The organism is Flavobacterium sp. Sr18 (genome assembly GCF_011064265.1).
In the GTDB taxonomy this organism is placed as follows: domain Bacteria; phylum Bacteroidota; class Bacteroidia; order Flavobacteriales; family Flavobacteriaceae; genus Flavobacterium; species Flavobacterium petrolei.
The window spans coordinates 3,565,139-3,589,612 of the sequence record NZ_CP049329.1 but is presented as its reverse complement, the minus strand read 5'-3'; the positions used below and the strand labels follow the sequence as shown (position 1 = coordinate 3,589,612).

Annotated in this window: 24 protein-coding genes; 8 read left to right on the top strand and 16 right to left on the bottom strand. The window is 35.3% G+C overall.

Annotated elements, in window-relative coordinates:
* The first annotated feature begins 4 nt into the window (after positions 1–4).
* The 8 genes from G7A72_RS15745 to G7A72_RS15715 all read left to right on the top strand — a co-directional run bounded on the left by G7A72_RS15745 (position 5) and on the right by G7A72_RS15715 (position 8,278).
* Positions 5–1,303 carry an efflux RND transporter permease subunit gene (locus G7A72_RS15745; RefSeq protein ID WP_165153326.1) on the top strand — a complete coding sequence of 433 codons (1,299 nt, stop codon included), beginning with the start codon at positions 5–7 and terminating at the stop codon, positions 1,301–1,303.
* Positions 1,300–3,237 (top strand): efflux RND transporter permease subunit, encoded by a 1,938-nt coding sequence (locus tag G7A72_RS15740; protein WP_165153324.1) that lies wholly within the window; start codon positions 1,300–1,302, stop codon positions 3,235–3,237. The genes G7A72_RS15745 and G7A72_RS15740 overlap by 4 nt, the downstream gene beginning before the upstream one ends.
* Positions 3,224–4,477, top strand: a complete 1,254-nt coding sequence (locus tag G7A72_RS15735) for a TolC family protein (RefSeq protein WP_165153322.1) — start codon at positions 3,224–3,226, stop codon at positions 4,475–4,477. The genes G7A72_RS15740 and G7A72_RS15735 overlap by 14 nt, the downstream gene beginning before the upstream one ends.
* A 2-nt stretch (positions 4,478–4,479) precedes the next feature.
* Entirely contained in the window at positions 4,480–5,727 is a 1,248-nt protein-coding gene (locus G7A72_RS15730) for an efflux RND transporter periplasmic adaptor subunit (RefSeq protein WP_165153320.1), read from the top strand.
* 2 nt (positions 5,728–5,729) lie between these two features.
* The gene (locus tag G7A72_RS15725) at positions 5,730–6,944 is read left to right on the top strand and encodes an efflux RND transporter periplasmic adaptor subunit (protein WP_165153318.1); all 1,215 of its coding nucleotides are present in this window, start codon (positions 5,730–5,732) and stop codon (positions 6,942–6,944) included.
* 61 nt (positions 6,945–7,005) lie between these two features.
* Positions 7,006–7,224 (top strand): hypothetical protein, encoded by a 219-nt coding sequence (locus G7A72_RS16640; RefSeq protein WP_241258533.1) that lies wholly within the window; start codon positions 7,006–7,008, stop codon positions 7,222–7,224.
* A gap of 11 nt (positions 7,225–7,235) precedes the next feature.
* Positions 7,236–7,715: a hypothetical protein gene (locus G7A72_RS16635; RefSeq protein WP_241258532.1), complete on the top strand. Its 480-nt coding sequence runs from the start codon at positions 7,236–7,238 to the stop codon at positions 7,713–7,715.
* A 257-nt stretch (positions 7,716–7,972) separates the two neighbouring features.
* Complete coding sequence (locus G7A72_RS15715; RefSeq protein WP_165153812.1) at positions 7,973–8,278, top strand: ATP-binding protein; 306 nt, start codon at positions 7,973–7,975, stop codon at positions 8,276–8,278.
* Positions 8,279–8,885: 607 nt separating this feature from the next.
* On the opposite strand, the gene G7A72_RS15710 is transcribed toward G7A72_RS15715, so the two are convergent.
* The 16 genes from G7A72_RS15710 to glp all read right to left on the bottom strand — a co-directional run bounded on the left by G7A72_RS15710 (position 8,886) and on the right by glp (position 24,336).
* Positions 8,886–9,131, bottom strand: a complete 246-nt coding sequence (locus tag G7A72_RS15710; protein ID WP_165153316.1) for a DUF6755 family protein — start codon at positions 9,129–9,131, stop codon at positions 8,886–8,888.
* Between the two features lie 28 nt (positions 9,132–9,159).
* The gene (locus G7A72_RS15705; RefSeq protein WP_165153314.1) at positions 9,160–9,672 is read right to left on the bottom strand and encodes a Rieske (2Fe-2S) protein; all 513 of its coding nucleotides are present in this window, start codon (positions 9,670–9,672) and stop codon (positions 9,160–9,162) included.
* A gap of 10 nt (positions 9,673–9,682) precedes the next feature.
* A complete protein-coding gene (locus tag G7A72_RS15700) occupies positions 9,683–10,252 on the bottom strand; it encodes a 4Fe-4S dicluster domain-containing protein (RefSeq protein WP_165153312.1) in 570 nt (189 codons plus the stop codon).
* A 17-nt stretch (positions 10,253–10,269) separates the two neighbouring features.
* Complete coding sequence (locus tag G7A72_RS15695; RefSeq protein WP_165153310.1) at positions 10,270–12,486, bottom strand: molybdopterin oxidoreductase family protein; 2,217 nt, start codon at positions 12,484–12,486, stop codon at positions 10,270–10,272.
* A gap of 78 nt (positions 12,487–12,564) precedes the next feature.
* On the bottom strand, positions 12,565–13,614 hold the full coding sequence (locus tag G7A72_RS15690) for an MFS transporter (protein ID WP_165153308.1): 1,050 nt from the start codon (positions 13,612–13,614) through the stop codon (positions 12,565–12,567).
* Between the two features lie 118 nt (positions 13,615–13,732).
* Positions 13,733–15,325 (bottom strand): magnesium transporter MgtE N-terminal domain-containing protein, encoded by a 1,593-nt coding sequence (locus G7A72_RS15685; protein WP_165153306.1) that lies wholly within the window; start codon positions 15,323–15,325, stop codon positions 13,733–13,735.
* Positions 15,326–15,406: 81 nt separating this feature from the next.
* Positions 15,407–16,882, bottom strand: a complete 1,476-nt coding sequence (locus tag G7A72_RS15680) for a nitrate/nitrite transporter (protein WP_165153304.1) — start codon at positions 16,880–16,882, stop codon at positions 15,407–15,409.
* Between the two features lie 384 nt (positions 16,883–17,266).
* The gene (moaA, locus tag G7A72_RS15675) at positions 17,267–18,271 is read right to left on the bottom strand and encodes a GTP 3',8-cyclase MoaA (protein ID WP_165153302.1); all 1,005 of its coding nucleotides are present in this window, start codon (positions 18,269–18,271) and stop codon (positions 17,267–17,269) included.
* A complete protein-coding gene (gene moaCB, locus G7A72_RS15670) occupies positions 18,261–19,175 on the bottom strand; it encodes a bifunctional molybdenum cofactor biosynthesis protein MoaC/MoaB (protein ID WP_165153300.1) in 915 nt (304 codons plus the stop codon). The genes moaA and moaCB overlap by 11 nt, the downstream gene beginning before the upstream one ends.
* Before the next feature lie 190 nt (positions 19,176–19,365).
* A complete protein-coding gene (locus G7A72_RS15665) occupies positions 19,366–19,872 on the bottom strand; it encodes a molybdenum cofactor biosynthesis protein MoaE (protein ID WP_165153298.1) in 507 nt (168 codons plus the stop codon).
* A gap of 143 nt (positions 19,873–20,015) precedes the next feature.
* Positions 20,016–21,071 carry a HesA/MoeB/ThiF family protein gene (locus tag G7A72_RS15660; RefSeq protein WP_165153296.1) on the bottom strand — a complete coding sequence of 352 codons (1,056 nt, stop codon included), beginning with the start codon at positions 21,069–21,071 and terminating at the stop codon, positions 20,016–20,018.
* Between the two features lie 10 nt (positions 21,072–21,081).
* Positions 21,082–21,324 (bottom strand): MoaD/ThiS family protein, encoded by a 243-nt coding sequence (locus tag G7A72_RS15655; RefSeq protein ID WP_165153294.1) that lies wholly within the window; start codon positions 21,322–21,324, stop codon positions 21,082–21,084.
* The gene (locus G7A72_RS15650) at positions 21,321–21,890 is read right to left on the bottom strand and encodes a molybdenum cofactor guanylyltransferase (protein ID WP_165153292.1); all 570 of its coding nucleotides are present in this window, start codon (positions 21,888–21,890) and stop codon (positions 21,321–21,323) included. The genes G7A72_RS15655 and G7A72_RS15650 overlap by 4 nt, the downstream gene beginning before the upstream one ends.
* A 147-nt stretch (positions 21,891–22,037) precedes the next feature.
* Complete coding sequence (locus tag G7A72_RS15645) at positions 22,038–22,787, bottom strand: sulfite exporter TauE/SafE family protein (protein WP_165153290.1); 750 nt, start codon at positions 22,785–22,787, stop codon at positions 22,038–22,040.
* On the bottom strand, positions 22,784–23,113 hold the full coding sequence (locus tag G7A72_RS15640) for a winged helix-turn-helix domain-containing protein (RefSeq protein WP_241258530.1): 330 nt from the start codon (positions 23,111–23,113) through the stop codon (positions 22,784–22,786). Before G7A72_RS15640 ends, G7A72_RS15645 begins: the two co-directional genes overlap by 4 nt.
* Positions 23,114–23,166: 53 nt before the next feature.
* A complete protein-coding gene (gene glp / locus G7A72_RS15635; protein ID WP_165153288.1) occupies positions 23,167–24,336 on the bottom strand; it encodes a gephyrin-like molybdotransferase Glp in 1,170 nt (389 codons plus the stop codon).
* Positions 24,337–24,474: the final 138 nt, after the last annotated feature.

Here is a 24,474-nt window from a genome sequence, read left to right as displayed (position 1 = left end):
CATTATGGTAGAAAAATTAATATCATTTTCACTAAAAAATAGATTTGTTGTTCTTCTCGTCTCAGCTTGCTTATTCGCTTGGGGTATTTATAGCGTACAACAAAACCCCATAGATGCCATTCCGGATTTGTCCGAGAATCAAGTTATTGTATTTACAGAATGGATGGGAAGAAGTCCACAGGTTATAGAAGCACAAGTAACCTATCCTTTGGTTTCAAACCTGCAAGGAATACCAAAAGTTAAAAATATTCGCGGTGCATCTATGTTTGGGATGAGTTTCGTATATATCATCTTTGAAGATAATGTAGATGTGTATTGGGCAAGAACTCGTGTGTTGGAACGATTGAATTATGCCCAAAGATTATTACCTCAAAATGTAGTACCCACATTAGGACCAGATGGTACTGGAGTTGGCCATGTTTTTTGGTATCATTTAAAGGCTAACGGTATGGACTTGGGAGAACAAAGAGCTTTACAAGATTGGTACGTGAAATTTGCATTACAAACTGTTCCCGGCGTGGCTGAAGTAGCATCATTTGGGGGTTTTGAAAAACAGTACCAATTAGTGTTAGATCCCTTAAAAATGCAATACTACAATGTGAGTATGATGGAAGTGATGAATGCAGTCAAAGCAAATAATAATGATGTTGGTGGTCGAAAATTTGAGATGAGTAATATGTCTTACATAGTAAGAGGTTTAGGGTACATAAAAAACATAAAAGATGTAGAAGACATTGCTGTTAAAAATTATAATTCCGTTCCAGTAAAAGTAAAAGATATTGGTTCGATACAAATGGGTGGAGATTTACGCTTGGGAATTTTTGACGAAAATGGAACAGGTGAAGTTGTAGGAGGAATTGTAGTCATGCGTTATGGTGAAAATGCAGATAAAGTTATAAAAGCAGTAAAGGAAAAAATGAAAGAAGTTGAAAAAGGATTGCCTGAAGGCGTTACTTTTAAAACGTCTTATGACCGAAGTGAATTGATAGAAAATGCAATCGCATCTGTTAAAGGTACTTTAATAGAAGAAATGATTGTTGTTTCAATTGTTATACTACTTTTTCTTTTTCATTGGAGAAGTGCTTTAATTATCTTAATACAACTACCTATATCTGTGGCTATTGGCTTTATTTTACTTGAAGCATTTGGTATATCATCTAATATCATGTCATTAACGGGTATTGCATTAGCTATAGGTGTTGTCGTCGATGACGGAATTGTAATGGTGGAAAATGCTTATAGGACAATTTCGGAGAAACAGGAAGAAATGGAGAGCAATCAAAATAATTCGGAAATAAAATGAAACATAAAATAAAAAATATATTCAAAAAAGAACGCGACCCCATATCTTCTGAAGAAAAGTTACAGCTTATAGAAAAGTCTTCAAAATTAGTTGGTCCAGGTGTCTTTTATTCAACACTCATTGTGATAGCTTCTTTTTTACCTGTGTTTCTTCTCACGGGTATGGAAGGTAAATTATTCAGCCCATTGGCTTGGACAAAATCGTTTATACTTATAGTAGATGCTTTTTTAGCCATTACCCTTACTCCTGTTCTAATTAGTTTTCTTCTTAAAGGCAAACTTCGTCCAGAAAATAAAAATCCAATTAACAAAAAACTGGAAAGCATCTATACTCCTATTTTAATTTTTTGTTTAAAATGGAGGAAAACAGTATTAGGTATTAATATAATTGCGCTCCTGATTGGCGTTTTAATGTTTACTCGTTTAGGAACAGAATTTATGCCTCCTTTAGATGAAGGTTCTGTTCTTTTTATGCCTGTAACATTACCCGATGTATCCAATTCTGAGGTGAAAAGAATTCTACAAGTGCAAGACAAATTGATAAAATCGATACCCGAAGTCGCTCATGTTTTAGGAAAAGCCGGACGCGCTACTACAGCAACCGACAACAGTCCAATAAGCATGATTGAAACGATTGTTTTACTAAAACCCCAACACGAATGGAGAGAAGACAAAACGAAAGCCGATATTGTTAATGAAATAAACAATAAACTTCAAATTCCAGGAGTTACAAATGGTTTTACTCAGCCCATCATTAATAGGATTAACATGCTTTCTACTGGTATTAGAACCGATGTAGGAATAAAGATTTACGGAGCAAGTTTAGACACTATCAATGTTTTATCTCAAAAAATAAAAAAAGCCCTTGAAGGTACTTCTGGCGTAAAAGATTTATATGCGGAACCGATTACTGGCGGAAAGTACATCGATATTGAGACAAAAAGAGAGGCCATAGGCAGATACGGACTTACAATAGATGATATAAACAATGTGGTGGAAGCTTCTATTGGTGGAATGAAACTAACCACAACCATTGAGGGAAGACAACGATTTTCTGTAAATGCAAGATATGCTCAAGAATACAGAAATAGTATTGAGGCGTTAAAAAAACTTCAAGTGCAAACAATGGAGTTTGGTCCTATTCCTTTAGAAGCCGTTGCTGATGTAAAAATAAGCGATGGCCCTCCAATGATAAATAGCGAAAATGCGATGCTACGAGGCAGTGTACTGTTTAATGTCCGAGAGCGTGATCTAGGAAGTACGGTAAAAGAAGCGCAGGAAAAACTGAATGCAATGATCACTAAAATGCCAAAAGGCTATTATGTGGAGTGGAGCGGACAGTGGGAAAACCAAATCAGAGCCAATAAAACATTGCGCCTGATTTTACCTATAGTTGTTATCATTATTTTCCTTATTCTATACTTCACCTATCATTCTATGAAAGAAGCATTGATTACAATGATAACCGTACCGTTTGCTTTGATTGGAGGGATTTTTATGGTCTATTTTTATGGAATAAATTTATCTGTAGCCGTTGCAGTTGGTTTTATAGCTCTATTTGGTATGGCAATCGAAACCGCTATGTTAATGACTATTTATTTGAATGAAGCAATGAATAAGATGGTAGAAAAACACGGGAACAGTGCAGCAACAATAACAGAAGCAATTTTGAAACAGTACATTATTGACGGTTCAGCCAAAAGGTTGAGACCAAAATTGATGACCGTTTCCGTTTCGTTATTTGGTTTAATCCCTATCCTTTGGGCAACAGGAACGGGTGCAGATGTGATGCTGCCAATTACGGTTCCGCTCATTGGGGGTACAATTACCTCTACAATTTATGTATTATTAGTAACCCCTATAGTTTTTGAGATGGTAAAACTTCGAGAATTAAAAACAAAAGGCAAAATAGAACTTATAGATGTTAAAGAATAACTGTTGTATCGCAATAAGCTGTTTGATTTTAATTACCGCTAATATGGCGGCGCAAACGCTTTCGTTGGATGCTGTTTTGACGAATATCAAAACAAATAATCCACAACTAAAAATGTATGATGCTGATAATCAAAGTATGGATGCAGCAGCAAAAGGAGCAAAAAGTTGGATGCCTCCGCAGGTGGAAACGGGTTTTTTTATGACACCTTACAATAGTAAATTATGGAAAGCCGATGAAATGGGGCTTGGTATGGGATCTTACATGGTTGGTGTTACACAAATGATACCGAATGCTAGAAAACTTAAGTCTGATTTCAATTACATGAATGCAATGTCATCTGTAGAAAAAGAAAATAAAGGGTATACGATTAATCAATTAAAAGCACTGGCAAAAACGAATTATTACCAATGGCTGGTATTAAATAAAAAAATAAAAATTGCAGATGATAATTTATTGCTCTTAGAATATATGATAAAAAGTATGGAAATACGCTATCAGTACAATATGGATAAATTGCCTACCTATTACAAAGCAAAATCGCAATACGGTACATTACAAAGTATGATTGTAATGTTACAAAACGATATTTACCAGAAGCGGATTATGCTAAATACCTTGATGGCTAGAGATAAAAACACTTTGTTTGAAATAGATGAAACCTACAAATTAAATGATTTTGATGCCATAAAAGCAGATACAACCTCACTTTCCCAAAACCGAAGTGATGTTAAAGCTATTGAAAAAACAATGGTATTAAATCAATTAAAAATTGAAACCGAAAAAGCAAAATTATTACCAGAATTTGGTGTAAAATATGACCATATGTTTGCTTTCGGAGAACAGCCAAAACAATTCTCTTTAATGGGAATGATTACTATTCCAATGCCTTGGTCAACAAAAATGAATAAAGCCAATATCAACAGTTTTAAAATCAAGAATGAAGGTCTCAACTGGCAAAAGCAAATGATTTTGAATGAAGCAGCAGGAATGATTTCGGGTATGAATACAGAATTGATAAACCTAAAAAAACAATATGATATTGCTGAAAAAAATATCATTCCTGCCTTAAAACGAAACTATGATACTGCAATATTGGCTTGGCAGAATAATACGGTAGATCTGTTTGTAGTATTGGATGCTTGGGAAGCATTAAATATGGCACAAATTGATGTTCTGGATAAATTACAAAATATTTTAAGTACACAAGTAGAAATTGAAAAACAGCTAGAAATCAAATAATTATGAATAAATATTTAAAATATAGTTTAATTTTAATCGTAATTTCTAGTATAGGATTTGCTGTCTATTTCTTTGTCATAAAATCAGGCAATCGTTCGGAGAATTCACATCAAACAGAAGTTTATACCTGTTCTATGCATCCCGAAATTATTAGAGATAAGCCAGGAAACTGTCCTATTTGCGGAATGACTTTGGTAAAAAAAATAACAGAAAGCCACGCTGAGGAAGACAATTCTATTGACAATCTTTTGAGACCTACCGATAATTTTATCGTTGGTAATTATCAAACTACGACAGCAAAAGACACCACTATTAGCAGTGTAGTAAACTTGCCCGGTCTGGTCGCTTACGACCCAAATTCTTCGGTAAATATCGCGGCAAGGATAAGTGGCAGAATAGAAAAAATGTACGTGAATTATAAATACCAAAAAGTCAGTAAAGGACAAAAGCTTTTTGATTTATACAGCCCTGAATTATTGACAGAACAACAAAATTTTATTTATTTAGTTTCCAATGATTCCGATAATACAGCAATTATTAAAGCCTCAAAGCAAAAATTATTGCTTTATGGAATGACTAAAAATCAGATAAATTCATTGTCTTACTCCAAAAAAGTAAATCCTTTACTTTCAATTTTCAGTCCAGCTTCTGGAATTATTCAAGGAACAGAAAAAATGAATACTACAACCAATTCGTCGATGCAAAGTGCAAATAACAATACCGAAATATTAAACATAAAGGAAGGTAACTACATAAAAAAGGGAGAAGTAGTTTTTAAATTAGTAAATACAGATAAAGTATGGGGTATATTTAATGTTAGTCAAGGGCACAATAGTCTAATCAAAACCAATCAAACTATCAAAATTGCTACAGAATTAGACAAAAATGAATTCATTGATGCACAAATAAATTTTATTGAAACTCAATTTAATCCAGCAGATAAATCCAATAGAATTAGAGTATACCTAAACAACAATAAACTGAAATTCCCCATAGGTCTGCGATTACAAGGAATTGTGAAAACAAACTCAATACAAGGGGTTTGGTTGCAAAAACAAGCATTAGTAAGTATTGGCAGCAAGAAAATAGTTTTTATAAAAAAGAATAATGGCTTTAAAGCAACTGCAATAAAAGCTGGAATTGAAATAGATGATTTTATTCAAATTATCAATGGAATTTCCGTTGAAGATACCCTTGCTAAAAATGCACAATATTTAATTGACAGCGAAAGCTTTATTAAAACCGAATAATTATGAAACCAATCAAAAGAATAGGCATGCTATCAATACTCCTTACCATATTTATAGCTTGCAATACTAAAAACAAAGAAGACCAAAGCGCACATAAAAATAAAGAAACTATTTTTTACACTTGTTCTATGGATCCTCAAGTAAAGGAAGATAAACCGGGAAAATGTCCCATTTGTCACATGGATTTAACTCCCATAAAAAGTAATGAGACTGCTGCAAATGAGATAGGCTTGAGTAAACAGCAGCTACAGTTGGGGAACATCTCCACGCAAACTATTGCAACAACTCAAAGCAGTTTAGAGCAAAATTATACAGGGGTTTTAACAATTAATCAAGAAAAAATTAACACTATTTCTGCCAGAGCAATGGGGAGAATTGAAAAATTATACTTCAAAACAGTGGGAGATTATGTTGCTAAAAACGAACCGGTATATCAATTGTACAGCGAAGATATTGCCATAGCCAAACAAGATTACTTCACAGCATACAAACAACTTACCATGCCGGGTGATTTTGGAAAAAATGCACGTACAATGCTTATTGCTGCCAAACAAAAATTAGTATTCTTTGGTTTATCCAATGCCCAAATTGAAACTATAAAATCGAGTAAAGAAATTTCTCCGTACACTATTTTCTATAGCACTAGCAGTGGAACTATCTCGGAGATAATAGCAACAGAAGGCAGCTATGCCATGGAGGGTGCTGGTATAATTAAATTGGCAAATTTAAATAGTCTTTGGCTCGAAACACAGGTCAATATAAATTATGCAAAAAGCATGCAACTTGGACAAAAAGCCACAGTTTCATTTACTGATTTTCCTGATAAAACTATAATTGCAAAAATCTCCTTCATCAATCCTGAAATAAATCCAGATACCAGACTGCTTTTAATTCGAATGGAAATACCTAATCAAAATTTACTGTTAAAACCCGGAATGCAGGCAATTGCAAGATTGACACAATCCAATATAAAAGGAGTATTTATACCTACTGACGCTATTATCAGGGAAGAAAATGCTTCCTACATCTGGATTGAAAAAAGACCAGGAGTATTTGAAAGCCTAATGGTGGAAACAGGAGCAGAAATTAATGGGATGATTGAAATTAAATCTGAAATGGATCCAACCAAAAAAGTGGTGATTACCGGAGCGTATGCCATAAATAGTGAATATAAATTCCGAAAAGGAAATGATCCTATGGCGGGAATGAAAATGTAATTAATAGTAATAATCATGAAAAGTATTAAAATAAAAATACAAGTTTATACCGTAGATAAAGATGACTGACTTCTCTCAAATCATCCAACAATATAAAACCGATACCGAAAGTGTTTTTAATTGTTGGTTTGTCGATAAAGACAAAAGTCTAAAAGCGTTTCGGACCATTCGCAGAGGAATTTTACAAGTCATTGACGATATCAAAAATAAGACTTTTCCAAATTATTTTAAAGGGAGTAGTTTAGAATTTGTGTTGAGTTGTATTGCAGAAAAAAACTAATTTTTATAAGTGTGGCACATCCTTTTTATTGGAAACCAAAATTGCGAATTCCTGATATTTATGAAAATCCAAACAATAAAATCGCATTCGGTCAATTCCTTGAAAACTGCATCAATGCCAAAACAGAAGAACAAGTTGTAAAAGAAATTGTAATATTGGATGAATTAAAAATAAAAGGTTTAGGTCCAGCGGTAGTTAGTATTTTATATTTTTTACACCCAACTTGGTTTCCGCCATTTAAGACAGCAATTTTAAACGGATTTAATTTTTTATTCAAAGACAAAAAGAGGCAAGGAAGTTGGACAGAATATTTAAAAATCAGAGAGAGATTAATAGAAACCAACAGCAAACATAAATCTAAATTATCAAATGATTTAGGAGCGATTGCAGGTTTATGTTTTGAAATTAGAACCCAAAAAATGCTAATTGGTAATGATGAGTTAATGAAATGGATTAAGTCCGGTCGAGTAAAAACGTATTTCGAAATCTAAAATGATATTGTAAAGAGGTCAAAAATCTAAAGTTAATACTAGATTTTTGACCTCTTTTCTTTTTGACCCTAATCTCTAAGTATTCTCATCATACAAGACTTAGTTTTTTTTATATTATTGATATAATCAATATTCAAAGTTTATAACTATTTTGTACAAACAACTCCCATGAGTTATCTTATCTTGACAAGGATACTTTTTTTGCGATAGTTTGCTTTAAATTTTACCATAATTGTACCACTGAAGTTTAAAACTCCATCAAAGTAAGTTATTTTAATACTTCGAAGCTATTTGCCAATTTAAAAATGGCCAAAGCAGATGGTTCTTACTTGCGAGAATTGTCCAAAATAGAATGCCAAGATGTTGCTAAATTAGACGATTTTGGACTCAAAGCTTTGTATAGCAGTCAACAAATTACCCTTTCAGAGATCATTGAAGATAGGCATTATAACGTTATTAATATTATAAGCTCACAAATACCAGTGCAATTTTGGTGTGACATAATTGGAGAAAAAAACATAGCTTATGTAATTTTGGATAGACTTATTCATCAATCTCAGTAAGTCGAATTACAGTGAGAATCGATGAATAAAAAGAGATAAACAAATGGTAATATTTAAATAAATCTAAATCGTAATTAAGAGATGAAAAATAGAAGTTATTAATAAAAAATGGGTGGTCATTTTCCCCCGGAAATAGGTGGTCATTTTGAATTGAATCAGGTGCTCTCTTTAAATTGGAATTTGGCGCTCAATATCATTAAAATTGCAAGAATTAGCAGCAAAATGAATTTAGGAAGATTCAATACGTTTTCTTTATTTAAAAAAAAACAAAGCATTGTCAAAAATAGGTAATCCTAAAAAAGAAAACCAACAATTAGAAAATATTTGAAGATTTCTTTTCATCAGTATCCCTTTTAAATAAATTACAAACCAGCTGGTTAGAATCTAGTTCATTGATATTGTTATAAGCATATTTCAAAAAGAATTGATTTGCATAAAATATAAAAGGAGACCAATTAAAAAAAGTAATCGCTTTTTATTACTCCTGAATCGGTATTTTAGGATTAGACAAGTTACCTTCTCATTAGCGATCGAAACAAAAAAACCGTCTAAAAATTACTTTTTGGACAGTTTTTTTTTATAATTTATATTGTCTACAATAGCAATACTATTTTCTATAATTCCCTTTTGGCAAATAATAAAGCCAACTGAAACCTATCAAAAATAAAATCAAGGAGGCAATAAATGCGGGGATGAGAATTTCTCTATTATTATCTAAAGCATTATTCAAAGAGGCATACAACAACCAAATCTGAATAGTCACATTTAAAATTAAAATGAATATCAGCGTTGATAGGATATTGTTTAATTTGTTTGGATTAGCTTTGTTTTGGCTTGTTCTAAAATTACTCATAACAATTGAATTTGATTATTCTTGGTTCTTAACTAAATACTTTATCTTCGGATGCTTTTACGTAAATATCATTGTCTTTGAAAAAAACATCTAGTTTAGGTAACGCTCTTGGCGGCGGACCTGCAATTACATCGCCAGTCATAGCATCAAACGAGCCTTCATGACAGGGGCAATGGATAATACCAGTTCCCGGTTTGTAAAAAACGGAGCACGAAAGATGTGTACATTTTTGTTCGTAAGCCTTGTACTCACCATTTTCAAGATGAATCAAAATGTAAGGAACAGTACTTCCTTCAATAACAAAACCTCTTGTCCCTCCTACCGGAACTTCGTCCTGCTTGCAAACAAAATGCTCACCAGCGACTTCTTCTTTAGGTAATAAATAAGCTTTAGCAGCCACTAAACCGCTACCAACCATTAATCCCCCAGAAACTAACGTTAAGAACTTTGCAAAATCACGACGACTGACCTGTGTGGCTTCTTGTTTTAAAATTGGAAAATCTTTTTTCCAGTTTTTATCTAAATTATCTTCTTTTGACATGGGTCTATTTTTAATAAATGATCAACTCAGTACTGCCTTTTGGCATCATGATATTCACTTTGGTATTTACAATTTCTTTTCCGAAAACAAAGGTATTCACGGGAGTACTATTCGGACGCATTTCTTCGATTTCTGCTTTTGTACCGTAGAATAGCGCACCACTTGGACAAACGGTGGCACACATTGGTTTTTTCCCAACGCTCGTTCTGTCATAACACATCGTACACTTCATCATCAAATCATATTCTTCAATTTTCTTTGGCACACCAAAAGGACAAGCAATCACACAATTTGAACAACCAATACATCTTTCGGTATTGGCGGTATGTACAATTCCAAATTCGTCTTTTGAGATCGCATCAGCAGGACAAACACTGGCACATACGGGATCATCACAATGCATACACACCTGAACAGTGGTCTGAACGGTTGAAGCACGATCCACATAATTGACATGAATCATAGATTCCTGACCGTTAGTTTCGCATTCGGCACAAGCCATCTCGCAAGCTTTACAACCTATGCAACGTTGCATATCTACAAAAAACTCTTCATTTGTATTGAAATTGGTATAGTTCATATTTTAGCTTTTATAGATTAAACACTGGCATAAGCCTTAGATTCTTTAGATGGCGGAGCTATTTCTCTCGTTGGTTCCAAATGACAGGCGCATACCTTATATTCCGGTATTTTTGATATCGGGTCTAATGTACCGGGTGTCAATAGGTTTGCTGATTTTTTTCCAGACCAATGGTAAGGAATAAAAACAGTATCTTCTCTTATGGTTTCTACTATATTGGCAGGAAAAATTCCTTCGCCTCTTCGAGTAGTAACCTTTATTAATTCTCTTTGTTGAATACCATATTGCGTGGCCAAAGTAGGATGAATCTCTAATAATGGCTCCGGAAACTGATCCACCAATTTACCAATTCTACGCGTTTGCGTTCCGCTTAAATACTGGGAAACGACACGACCCGTGGTTAAAATAACTGGGTAATCCGCATCGGTTACTTCACCTGGAAGTTTGTAAGGAGCTGGATTAAAATGGGCTTTACCATCAGGAGTTTTAAACTTTTTATCTTCCCATAAACGCGGAGTTCCAGGATGATCTTCTGTTGGACATGGCCAAAAAATCCCCATGTTATCTTCGATTCTTTTATAGGTAATTCCATTGTAATCCGCTGTTCCTCCCTTTGAAGCAACACGTAGTTCATTAAAAATTGCCTCGCTGGAATCGTAAGTAAATTTATCTTCTTCACCCAAACGTTTCGCCAATTCCAAGATAATGGAGGTATCTGTTCTAGCCTCTCCCGGAGGGGTTACTGCCTGACGAATGCGAATTACTCTGCCTTCTGCTGATGTAGTTGTTCCTTCTTCTTCTTCTTGCAAAGAACCCGCCAAAACAATATCGGCATGGCGTGCTGTTTCGTTTAGAAAAAAATCGATACAAACGTAAAACTCCAGTTTTTCTAGGGCTTGCCTAACGTAGTTGCTGTTTGGTAACGACACCAAAGGATTGAAACAAATAGACAATAGTCCCTTGATTTCGCCTCGATGAATCGCCTCAATAATTTCATAAGCCGTAAGTCCTTTTCCAGGCATATCCTTTTCGTCAATTCCCCAAACACTTGAAATATATTTCCGATGTTCCGGGTTTTCAATATCTCTATTTCCAGGTAACTGATCGCATTTATGACCGTGCTCTCTTCCTCCTTGACCATTTCCCTGACCTGTAATCGTTCCGTATCCGCAATATGGTTTACCAATTCGTCCGGTTGCCAAAACCAAATTAATACAACCCAAGACGTTATCTACTCCTTTGGAATGATGTTCAATTCCACGAGCATGAAGTAAGAAACTCGTTTTTGCTTTACCCCATAACTCAGCTGCTTCTTTTATTTTTTCTTTTTTAATACCAGTGATTTCTTCCGCCCATTCCAACGTGTAATCTTTCACGGCGTCCAGTGTTTCTTGAAAACCCGACGTGTAATTATCTATAAAATCATGGTCAAGCATGTCGTGATCCACTAAATATTTCAACATCGCTCCGTAAAGCGCAGAATCAGTTCCGGGTTTTACATCGAGATGAACATCAGCTGTTCTGGCAAGCGGAATCATTCTTGGATCGATTACAATTATTTTAGCACCACGATCTCTTGCTTTCCAAATCCAATGTGTCAATGTTGGGAAAGTTTCACTGATATTGGCTCCAGCCACAATAATCACTTCCGCATATTCTAAATCCGAATAATTATTAGACGCTCGATCTAATCCAAATGCCTTTTTGTTACCAGCACCAGCGCTTACCATACACAAACGACCGTTGTAATCCAAGTTTTTTGTTTTTACGGCTACACGGGCAAATTTTCCCATGAGGTAACTTTTTTCATTAGTCAATGAAACGCCCGAAAGTATCGAAAAAGCATCTTTCCCGTATTTTTCCTGAATGCGTTTAATTTCCGAAACCGTTTTATCCATGGCTTCATCCCAAGAAATAGACTCGAAACCTTTTCCTTCCACCCTTTTTATTGGTCCTAATAAACGGTCTGGATGGTTGTTTTGCAAATAACGTTGCACTCCTTTTGGACAAAGACGTCCTTCATTAAAAGGAAATTCCATCCAAGGTTCAAAACCAACCACTTTATTACTTTTAACTAATAACTGAATTCCGCATTGCATTCCACAAAAGCAACAATGGGTTTTGACCACATCATCCGGTTCGTCTCTACCATCAAAACCCTCTTTTGGACTATAATTAAGATGCGGACCAAAATCTTCAATTATTTTTTCTGCTGAAACAGGTAATTTTGCCATGTTTTTATATTTTCTATTCTTAGTTTTTTATGTTTTATCTGCTAACTGTTTGCTGATCATGAATACTGACCATTAGAATTATCCAAATAAATTTCCGCCAGCTAATCTTGCTTTCAAATGTGCTTGTGCTAAACGGGAACGCTTTCCTTCTGGACTCAAATCTAAATGAGATCCGCCGTCTTCCATGCTGAAATCAAAACCGAGTTCTTTTGTTACTTCCTTAAGATCATTAATGTGCATATTTGTAGCATACTCTTCTCCCGTATGTTTACAAACTGCCATTCCTTGTTTCATTCCCTGTTTTTTATAAATATGAGCACCAATCTGGGCAGGACGCTGAATAATATGAAAAAATTTCCCGAAAGGTATCCAGATCAAAAACATGATTACTGTCACGGCGTGAATTACCGCCAAGAAATCATAAGCAAACCCTTTCATGAATTGATACGAATAGGTTAACCCTAATCCTGTTGCAGATATTGCAATCAACAAAATAAGCGGTAATAAATCCCCTTCAAATGTCTGTGTGGCAATTAATCCTGGATTTGTCAATCGTCTTCTCAGATAATACAAAGAACCTAGAATAACCAAATAGGAAGACCAGTTTAAGGCATGAAAAGTCAGAAAAGCCATAATGGAATCTAGTTTAAATTCCATTACTTTAAACCCGAAAAAATGAGCTTCATACAGCGATATGCTATCAGGAGCCATCGTGAAATGAATCCACCCGAAGGTCAAAGGAATGGTAATTAAAAATGCAGAAGTACAACCTACCGCAATCATAAAATGGGCTACCCATCGGTATTTACCTCTTGGATAAATAAATTTTTGAAAGGCAATATTTTCAATGGTTTCTTTAGATGCAAACCAGAAATGAGAAAATACTTTTCCGGTAACCAAGTACGTTATCCCTCTCTTAAAATAAATCCATGTTGGAGGTCTTTGCAACCAAACAGAATATCTGTAAACGATACCAAAAAAAGCAAAAATAGTCCCGAACAAATAGGTAATTAATGCAGCATCAAAATTCTGTAAATTTCTAGAACCAAAAAACACTAATATAACAGAAAATATTGAAAACCCGGTGGCTATAAGTAAAGCTTTGATATTAAAAGTTCTATTTTTCATTTTTTAAAAATTTAATAAGTATGTATTTAAAAAGTTTCTTTAAGAAACTTATAAGAAAGGATAACCCTGCAATTTATAATTGAATTTTCCTCTTTTGAAACAAAAATGAATTAATAGACTAACTTGGTTTTTCACATCCAGTACGGTTGTAAAACCACCAATTGATTGCTGTCGCTAATGTAGTGAAAAGAATCAACCCAATGAAGAATTGATTAGCTCCACCGTTAGCAGTAATGTTATTTCCGATTAATTTTGAAAAAATAAATGGTCCAAATGCCGCGATTGCTGCCGTCCAACCAATTACTCCTGCCGCCTGACGTTGATTTTCGGCAAAAATGATAGGATATTGTCTAAAAGTACCCGCATTTCCAATTCCAGTAAATAAAAACATGGCCAATATTACCCCAACAAAAATAGGAAACTGCTCCATACTAGTTGGTGCAACCAATCCTTGGGTAACTAATAAAATAGCACCGGCCAAAATCCCCAAACCGGTAATAGTTGTCAAGATCGCCCCACCTACTTTATCGGCAACAAAACCAAAAACGATTCTACTGGCAGAACCTATAAGTGGTCCATAAAAAGCATATACTAAAGGATCTGGAGCATCTGGAAAATCACCATATAAAAATTTAATCATCAGCGGAAAGGCGGCAGATAATCCTGCAAAAGTCCCAAAAGTCATAACATAAGTAATCGTACAATACCAAGTATGTTTATTGCTGAAAATATCCAATTGTTCTTTTATGGACGCTTTCATCGGAATACTTTTTAGGTAAAACCAACTGATAACTGACAATATTAAAAGAAAAGGTATGTACCAAAAAGCAGCCGATTGAATGTACACTTCCTTGTTTTTGACGGCAGCATTTTCCGGGCTGATATTGTTTAGTATTTTCTCTGCCAATTTTGGATTGGCATTAGCAATCGCCTTCGATTTTGCTTTTAAAGGCAAGGAGGAAAATATAACGGCATTATCAGTAGAATTTGTAACCGCTGCAACCGAATCTAATATAGGTTTTTTAACATTGGATAAAATTTTGGTTTGCACTTCAGTGTCTAGGGCTGCAAAAACTTCTTTTTGTTTTTCAATACTTGAATTTTTAAAAACAGCTAACGTTTCTTTTGCATCTATACTTGTAAACACTGATGCCGCACCGTAAATACTGACACTAAGAATAAGTGGCGTAATAAACTGCGCCAACGAAACTCCAAAATTCCCAATACCCGCCTGAATTCCTAGGGCAGTTCCCTTTAATCTTTTTGGAAAAAACAAACTTGTACTTGGCATATAGGATGAGAAATCTCCTCCACCAAAACCACAGGTAAATGCTAATACAGCGAAAATCCAGAATGGTGTATTGACATCCATTACCGCAAAACCAATTCCAATCACCGGAATTAATTTAATAAAAGTGGCCAAAGTGACTACATGCCTCGTCCCGAAAATAGGCAATATAAATGTGTGAATAATTCTTAAAATCCCTGCTGCTAAACCAGGTATTGCAACCAACCAAAATAGTTGATCTTTTGAAAAAGGGAAACCAAGCCCTGGCAATTTCACTGCTATCACACTCATCATAAACCAAGAGGCAAATGATAAAATCAGTGACAAAGTTGTAATTGTCAACGTTTTCCAAGCGATTTTACTCCCCGCTTCATTCCAGAATTTTTCGTCTTCCGGTTCCCATTTGTCTAGCCAAGTTTTCATGTTCTCTTTTATTTAAATTGATATTGTAATTTTTGATTGACGTTGGAATTGCTCTTGATATTGTAATTTACATCGCAATTTCTAATGATTGTGTTCGATTCCTCTTGTGAAATTAGGCATTTTAGTTCTCATGATATTGATAATCGTTCTGTGCATCCATAATAAACAAATGATAGAAATGATAAAAATAAAAATCCATGAACTTGTCCACAAACCCGTGAAATTAAGCAGATAGCCAAAAATTATTGGCCCAACAAAACCGCCCAAACCGCCTATTAATCCAACCATTCCTCCCACAACACCCACTTCATTAGGGAAATATTCAGGAATGTGTTTGAACACTGCTGCTTTACCAATACCCCAAGATATTCCAATAAGAATAACCAGTATGACATAGACCCACATATTTGCACTAAATTTAATCTGGGTAATTCCCTTAGCCAAAAGCTCTTTCTTTTTTACCTCTTGATCTTGTTTAACTACAATTTCTTGCCAAGAAGTTTTAACGGGCAATATAGCGTCTTCGCCCCCAGTTGTAGCAGTTTTTGAATTTACTTTTTGTACTTTTTCATTTATACTAATTTGAGAAGGAGTCACTGCTGTAACAACTCCACTTTCGGAAGCCAAAACGCCTGGTCCTGCTGTAATAATTTCCATTTTTGGAAACATCAATAAGAAACTGATTGCAATAGACGAACCCAAAACCCAATACATCACTTTTCTGGCTCCAAATTTATCAGATAAATATCCGCCAAAAGCCCTTATGATACCTGATGGTAAACTAAACATGGTGGCAAACATTCCTCCCATTACAAGAGACGTTTGGTAAACATTCATAAAATTAGGCAATAACCATTGTGAATAAGCTACAAAACAACCAAACACTAAAAAATAGTAGGCTCCGAAACGCCAAACTCTGGCTGATTTCAAGGGAATTAATAATGTTTTAATATTTTTAGAATCGCCTGCAGGTTTTTTATTTTTGGCGAATATTATAAAGAGTATCCCAATACACACTAATACAGAAGCATATGTTATGGGTAACATTTTCCAGCCATTTATGGGATCGCTTTCAGAAAATCTATTTAATAAGGTGGGAGCCATAAATGTGGTGATGGCAGCACCGGCATTTCCCATTCCGAAAATACCTAAAGCTCTTCCCTGCCAATTTTGTGGATACCAAACCGAGGTATACCCAATACCAACGGCAAAACTGGTTCCTACTAATCCAAATAGAAAGCTCAATACAGCAAAACTCCAAAACGTATCGGCAAAAGGAAGTAAAAACAACGGAATGGAGCAAAGAAATAATAAGATAGAGAATATAATTTTACCTCCGTATTTATCAGTCAAAATACCAATTGGCAAACGAAAAATGGCTCCAGATAAGATTGGAATTCCCAGTAACCAGCCCACTTCTACCACGCTCCAATTAAAAATGCCTTTGTCAACCAAAAAAGTAACTAAAACACCATTTAAAGTCCAACAGGCAAAACAGATGGAAAATGCTAATGTGTTCAGAAATAAAATTTTGTGGGATTGCGATAAACTACTCATATAAAATCCATTTGATAATGATGTAAAATTAATCTGTTGCCACAACGAATAATATGATATTTGTCAGTCAGTCCATAAAAAGGAGCATTTTATCCTGTTTATTTTTTTTGTTTAACCCAAATTTACACACAAATAATTAATAACAAAACAATTACGAACTTATGATTGCAATTAATTTTAATCATAAAAAAAGTCTTTCAGAAGAAAGAGTGCAGCTTATTGCAAAAAAAAATGTTATTTATTAATCATAGAGCAGTAAGTGGAAGCTGCTATTGAAAAAAGGAAACGGATTAAGAAACAGAATTCAACATAAGAAATCATTATTAAAACAAAAAGTTACTTTATGAGCTTATCAAAAACTCTTGTGCTCTTAGCGTAAAAAAATCATCCACCAATTTTAACCATGCTCCTGTTCTGTGAGAACAATTTTGGATTTTGAAATTTGGCGTCATCATCCATCCCGCCTCTCATCGCAAATTTTGATTTTATGTTTTGGTAAATCAGCGGCTCTATGTCTCCCCCGGCTCTTAAAGTGTCGAGCAGGGAAGTTTCCGTATTTGAGAAAAGACAATTTTTCAGTTTACCATCAGCCGTGAGGCGAATGCGGTTACATGTGCTGCAAAAAGGATTCGTAACGGAACTAATCACCGAGAAACTTCCTTTGTAGGATGCTATTTTATGGTTCTTGGCAGTGTCGTTTGGCTTGTCGATCATTCGTTCTACTTTTTCAGCAGAATAGTTGTAATTGACTTGGGTAAGGATATCGGCATAAGACACCAATTTATCTTTATTCCATTGGTTACCGTCAAAAGGCATAAATTCAATAAATCGTATCTGAATGTTGCGTTCTTTGGTCAATTCAATAAAGTCGACTATTTCATTATCATTGAACCCTTTTATCACCACTACATTCAATTTCAACTGAAACCCATTAGCGTCAAGCAGTTCTAGATTTTCCCAAAATTTATCGAAATAATTCCTGCGCGTGATTTGGTTGAACTTCTCTTCCTGCAGGCTGTCAATACTGACATTCATTGTGGTTATTCCTGCTTCTTTAAAAGTATCTATAAAATCATGCACCAGAATTCCGTTAGTTGTTAAAGTGAGCTCCACTCCCAGTTTTCCTAATCTTTGAATAATGGCTGCGGCATCTTTCCTAACCAAAGGCTCTCCACCGGTAAGTCTAATTTTATTTACTCCCAAATTGACAAAAGTTTGTGCAATGGTAATAATTTCATCTGCAGTCATCAGATGCGCTTTTGGCGTAAGCGCAATCCCTTCGGCTGGCATGCAATAGGTGCATCTCAAATTACAATTCTCTGTAATCGAAATGCGCAAATAACTGTGTCCGCGTCCATGAGAATCCTGAATTTGAATGTTATTTTCCATGGTTGAATCCGTTTAGAAGTTTAAATAAATGCAATACCGAAGGAAAAACGGCATCCATAGATTCACCAGCTCCCGCAGTAGAACCGGGTAAAGCCATAATCAATGTATTTCCTTTGAAACCCACCACGCTTCTTGATAACATCGCATAAGGCGTACGATCCTGACCGTAGGAACGAATAGCTTCTTCAATACCCGGAATACGACGATCTAGCAACGGAATAACAGCTTCGGGAGTTACGTCTCTATTTGACAATCCGGTACCACCAGTAATAATGATTAAATCCGTTTTTTGAGCACATAATGTATTAATGGTGTTCTGAATATCCAAAACCTCATCCGGAATAATAATATAATTGGAAACTTCTAATCCTAAGTTTTTGATTTTATCCGAAATTACTTTTCCCGCTTTATCTTCTTTCTTTCCGCTGGAAACACTGTCCGAACACACCATGACTGCAACCGAAAGATTTTGGACTTCTTTGTTACCATAATCGGATTTCCCGCCTTTTTTGTGCAGTAATTTTATCGTCGAAATTTCCACCCTCTTGTCAATCGGTTTGAGCATGTCGTACATCGTCAAGGCCACGATAGATGCACCGTGCATGGCTTCAACCTCAACGCCAGTTCTGTAAATCGCCTTTACGGTCACTTCTATTCGAACCTCATCATCCAAACATTCAAACTGAATTCCGGTAAATTCTATCGGCATAGGATGGCAATCCGGAATAGCATTAGAAGTGTTTTTTACAGCAAACAAACCAGCCGTTCTGGATACTTCCAGCACGTCGCCTTTTGGGACGGTTTTATCCAAAATGGCTTGCATAGTTTCTAGTGAACCTAGTTTAACAATAGCTTGGGCTGTTGCCGTGCGCTGGGTAATTATTTTATGGGTGATATCTACCATTTTTTAATGTTTTGGGCCACAAATGACACGAATTATACAGATTTTTGTTGATTACATTAAATTCGCAATAACTATTAAAACTTAATCTTACTACATTTTTTGCTCCAATACACTTAACAAAAAGACACTCGAATTGATGCTTTAAAAATCTGTGTTTATCTGTTTTATCTGTGATATCAGTGGCCTATTTTTAAATGTTTTTTTTCCAAGTATACGATTCGTCTTCAAATAATTCTTTACCAAAAACGGCTGTTTTTTCTTTTATTTCTTCAACCAAAAATTCCAAGGCTTCGTAAACCACTTTTCGTCTTGGTGCCGATACAAAAACAAACAAACAGATTTCACCTGTTTTTACTGTTCCCAGACTGTGGTAAATGTGTAAACACGAAAGCTCATATTTGGCGAAAGCCGCCTCTCGAATTTCGTGGAAAGTTTGCTCCGCCATTTCTTCATAAGCTGTGTAATCAATAGCTGCAACCATTTTTCCGTTAATCACATCAGCGCGAACTTGTCCTAAAAAAATATTATGTGCGCCAATAGTTGTTTTACTTTGGTGCTTGGCAATCGAATTTCCTATAAATTCTGCCGATATAGGGCCTTGAATAAAGGATGTTTTTTTAGGTTTTTCTGTCCCTACATCAACCCTTCCCGAAGGGAAGGGAGCCGAAACTGATCCTATATTTTCTTTTTTTGACATAATTATTGTATTTATACCATTTCTTCTGATTGTTTTTGTAACTCTTAAAAGAAGAATGAGCCGTGTTCGAAAATTTTTAACTTATTATGCGTACTCTGTTTTTATTCTTTTATTTAAATTGTCATTGCTATTGCCATTGACATTTATAAGGATTGAATTCCATTTTCAAGATGCGAAAGCCTTGTAAATCCTTCTTTTTCCAAATAGGCTAAAGCCAATCGACTTCGTTGTCCGCTTTGGCAAAACAGCACGATGGATTCCTCCTTATCAAGTTGACTGCAATAGTTTTCTAATGCGACAAGAGGTACATTGACAACGTTCGATCCCTTCCATTTCGGTTCTTCGTAGGCTTCCCTAATGTCAATAACCAAACAATTATCCTGACGGCATTTTTCTAAAAAAGCTTCTCTATCTAAAGCCTTTAATTCAGCATTTTCTTGGTTAAAAATTTTCAAACCGTTTCTACTTCCTTGCTCTATTGCTGCTGGATTCTTGGCAAAATCGACTAGTTGGGTTTGAAAATGCAATCCATCATAGATTAATAATTTCCCCGACAGTACAGATCCTATTTCAAGAATAATTTTGAGCACTTCTGTAGCCTGAAATGCCCCCAAAGTATTGGGTAAAACTCCCAAAACTCCTGATACAACGCAATTAGGAACCACTTTTAAACTTTCGGTTTCGGGAAAAAGACAGCGGTAACTTGGACCGTTTTTATAATTGAACACCGAAACCTGCCCTTCAAATTTATAAATCGAAGCGTAAACTACCGGAATATTTTTTATCACCGCCACATCATTAATTAAGTAGCGGACCCCAATCAAATCAGTACAATCGACAATGATTTGGTAATTCCCAATGATTTCGAAAGCATTTTTTTTGTTAAAAAACTCAGAAAATACAGTAACATCCACATCTGGGTTTAATATCAAAACAGCTTCGGCTGCTGTAGCTGCTTTACTTTTTCCGCAATCTTTTAAGGTGTACAACAACTGACGGTGCAGATTGGTTTCCTCCACCACATCCCCATCCACAATCCCAAGGCTTCCTACACCAGCAGCAGCCAAATTTTGTAGTACGGGACAGCCCAAACCACCTGCACCAATTACTAAAACGTGAGCATCGCGTAATTTTTGCTGTCCTAAAACTCCAATTTCTGGAAGGACTATTTGTCTGGAATAGCGTGTAATATTTTTCATTTTCTCTATTTTATCCTCCAGCAAAAGGTGGCAAAAAAGCAATTACATCCTGATCTTTTATAGATACCTCCATCCCCGAAAGTGTCTGATTTACAGCTATGGAATAACTGTTTTTTTGCAATTCCTGATAAACAGATTCCATTTTTAATTTTAAAGAATTCACCGTCAGATTGGAATCATCCAATACCAACTGCTCTTCTTTCTTCTTGGTTATATCAGCCAATACTCCAAAATATTTAATATTTAAAATCATAATTGTATTTTTTGATACTCTTCAGGAGTATTTATATTTTGTACCTGATCACTCCATTTTTCAGAAATCACCAGTGTTTGATGTTTTATTTCCTTAATTACCTGACGCAACCTAAGCTGATTTTTTTTCAAATTTTCTTCAAAAATAGATGCTAAGGATTGGTCATAAATTGCAATAAGCGGATAGGCTTTATCCTCAAATTGTACCTGAGTCATTTTAAAAGAATCATCTCGGTTATCTAATATCCAAAGTAATAGCTCAGCCGAAATTAAAGGCGCATCCACGCTTAGTATAAAATTCAGCCTTGTTTTAGTTCGTTGCAAAGCGGTATAAATTCCGCCAACTGGTCCTTTCTCTGGAACGATGTCTTCTATGCGGGTATATCCTAAAAAATCATACTCAGCATTAGCGGAAACAATCACAATATTCTCACCCACAATAGGTTTGACAGCTTCACAAATATGACTTACAAATGATTTTCCGTTCAAAAGCAACAAGCCTTTATCGGTTCCCATACGCTGGCTTTTTCCTCCAGCCAAAATGAATGCTGTAAATTTGTCTTTCATTAGTATCTTTTTTTCCTCCCCCCAACCCCATCCGAAGAAAGGAAAGAAGAAATGGAAATATAATATTTGGTAAGTTATTTAGTTCTTGTATGCTGATACATTTCTATTCTCTTTATTCTTTTTTCTTAATTCCATTTTCTTGCACCTTCAAGCTGTCACGTATAATTTATAAATTGCTATTCCAAGAACAAGCGCGAGTATATTTTTTAAAATAACAGAATTAAATTTCTTGCTTCCGTAATAAGCACCAAAAAATCCACCCACAAAAACAATTCCGATTAACGGAAACGATGATTCAGGCAATATGCCTCCTTTTATCAGAAAACCCGAAATTCCCGAAATGGAATTCACTAATATAAATAATGCTGAAACGGCAGCAGTTTGTTTTATGGTTCCCCAGCCCAGTAGAATGATTACAGGACTCAAAATTATTCCGCCTCCAATTCCTATCAAACCAGACAAAAAACCTATTATTGCTCCTACAAATAAGGCGGTATATAAATTTAATGGCTTTATCTCCTTTTTTTCTTTACCCAAAAATCCTACTAATCTAAGTACTGCAAATAACAAAACTGTCGCGAGGATTACTTTATAATAAAACGTAGGAACGGTAATATATCCTCCAAAAAACGAGAAGGGAATAGATGTAATAGCAAAAGGATAAAACAGATTCCATCTGAATTTTTTCTCACGATAATAAAAATAAAAGGAAATTCCAGAAACCAAAATATTAAGCACTAAAGCAGTTGGTTTCATAAACGCTACAGGGAAAGCGAATGCGCTCATCAAGGCTAAATAACCACTCGCTCCGCCATGACCAACACTGGCATACAAGAAAGCTACTACTGGCAATAAAAGCAGCAGCAGAGGCATTTCTAATAAATCAGCTACCGTCATAATGAATGTTTTTTGAGCTGTTCGTCCAGGAATTCCCAACAGGCCGCATTGATTGCTTCAAAAGAGTTTATAAGTGATTTTCCGTAAGGAGTAAGTACTGTACCACCGCCTTTGTTTCCGCCTACCTGCGTTTCTATCAATGGGCTTTTAGCTGCTTTATTAGAGGCATCCACAAGCTTCCACGCTTTTTGATAAGATATGTTCATAACTTTGGCAGCCTTATTCAAAGAGCCCGTTTCTTCAATTAGTTTTAACAATTGAACCCGACCTTCACTGATAAGAATCCTATCGTTAGTTTCGATCCAAATTTTACTCTTTATTTTCAAAACGAAATTTCTTTGCGTTATACTTTTACAAATATAACGAAAAGAACAGCAGCTTAAATATGATATATATCAACTTTTGCTCCTTTTTCTAATTCGTATTCACCCTCAGAAAGATACAAAAGAGCATTGGCCACCGAAAAAGTATTGAGCATAGAAGAATTTTGATGCGATAAAACAGTTGCTTCATCATTAACAATACTTGCTTTAAGAAATTGACTGCGGGTGTTACTTACAGAATAATCATGAGCTAAAGAAATCTTTTTGGACTGATTATAGTGGATTGCTTTTCCGGAAAGTATCGATAACGTTGGCAACACATACACATAAAAGCAGGTCAAGCAAGCAGCAGGGTTTCCAGGCAAGGCAAAAATTATTTTATCTTGTAATTTACCTGCAAAAAGTGGTTTACCCGGTTTTTGATTTACTTTATAGAAAAGTGTTTCGACTTCCAATTCTTTTAAAGCTCGGGCCACAAAATCATAATCGCCAACGGATATACCGCCAGAAACTAAAACTACATCATTATCAGATAAAGCATCGTGCAATTTATTTTTTGTGTTTTCAAAATCATCATTCACTTCATATAATGTAATTGCATCAAAATAAGCGTCGTTTAACGCAGACTGTAGCATGATGGCATTACTTTCATATACTTTTCCGTATTCTAAGGTGTTGCCGGGTTTTATCAATTCATTTCCCGTAATGACAATTCCAATACTTGGTTTTTTATAAACCATTACCGAAGTGAAACCAAGACCTGCCAAAAAACCAATAGCGGCAGCATTGAGCATGGTTCCTTTTTCTAAAGCCAAACCGCCTTCCGAAATTTGCTCTCCGATTGGTCTTACATTGACACCTGATTTTGGTTGTTCGTGAAGATACATTATTCCTTCTTTGACCGAAGTTTTCTCAATTTGGATTACCGCCTGAGCCGAATCCGGAACGGCAGCTCCCGTGAATATCTTAATGGCTTGTCCCGGAAGCAAAGTCATTTGGTGTGTGTCTCCCGCCTTTATCTCCCCGATAATATCATATTCCAAAGTATCGTGCAAACAAAGTGCAAAACCGTCCATAGCTGATTGCCTGAATGGTGGCATATTTACGGGTGAATTAATTGCCTGCGACAAAACGTGATTTCGAGCCTGAAGCAACGTATATTGTACTTCTTTATATTCTGGTAAACTATTTTTAAGTATCGAAAAAGCATCTTGAACTGAAACCATATTTTGTGTTTTATTTAAATTCAAAAATACGATTCAAAAATGATTTTCCATCTTGTATTTTCCCTATTATTTCAGAATTTATATTATTTGTACGAAACAAAAAAAAGGCTGTGCTAGAAAACACAACCTTTCTAAAAC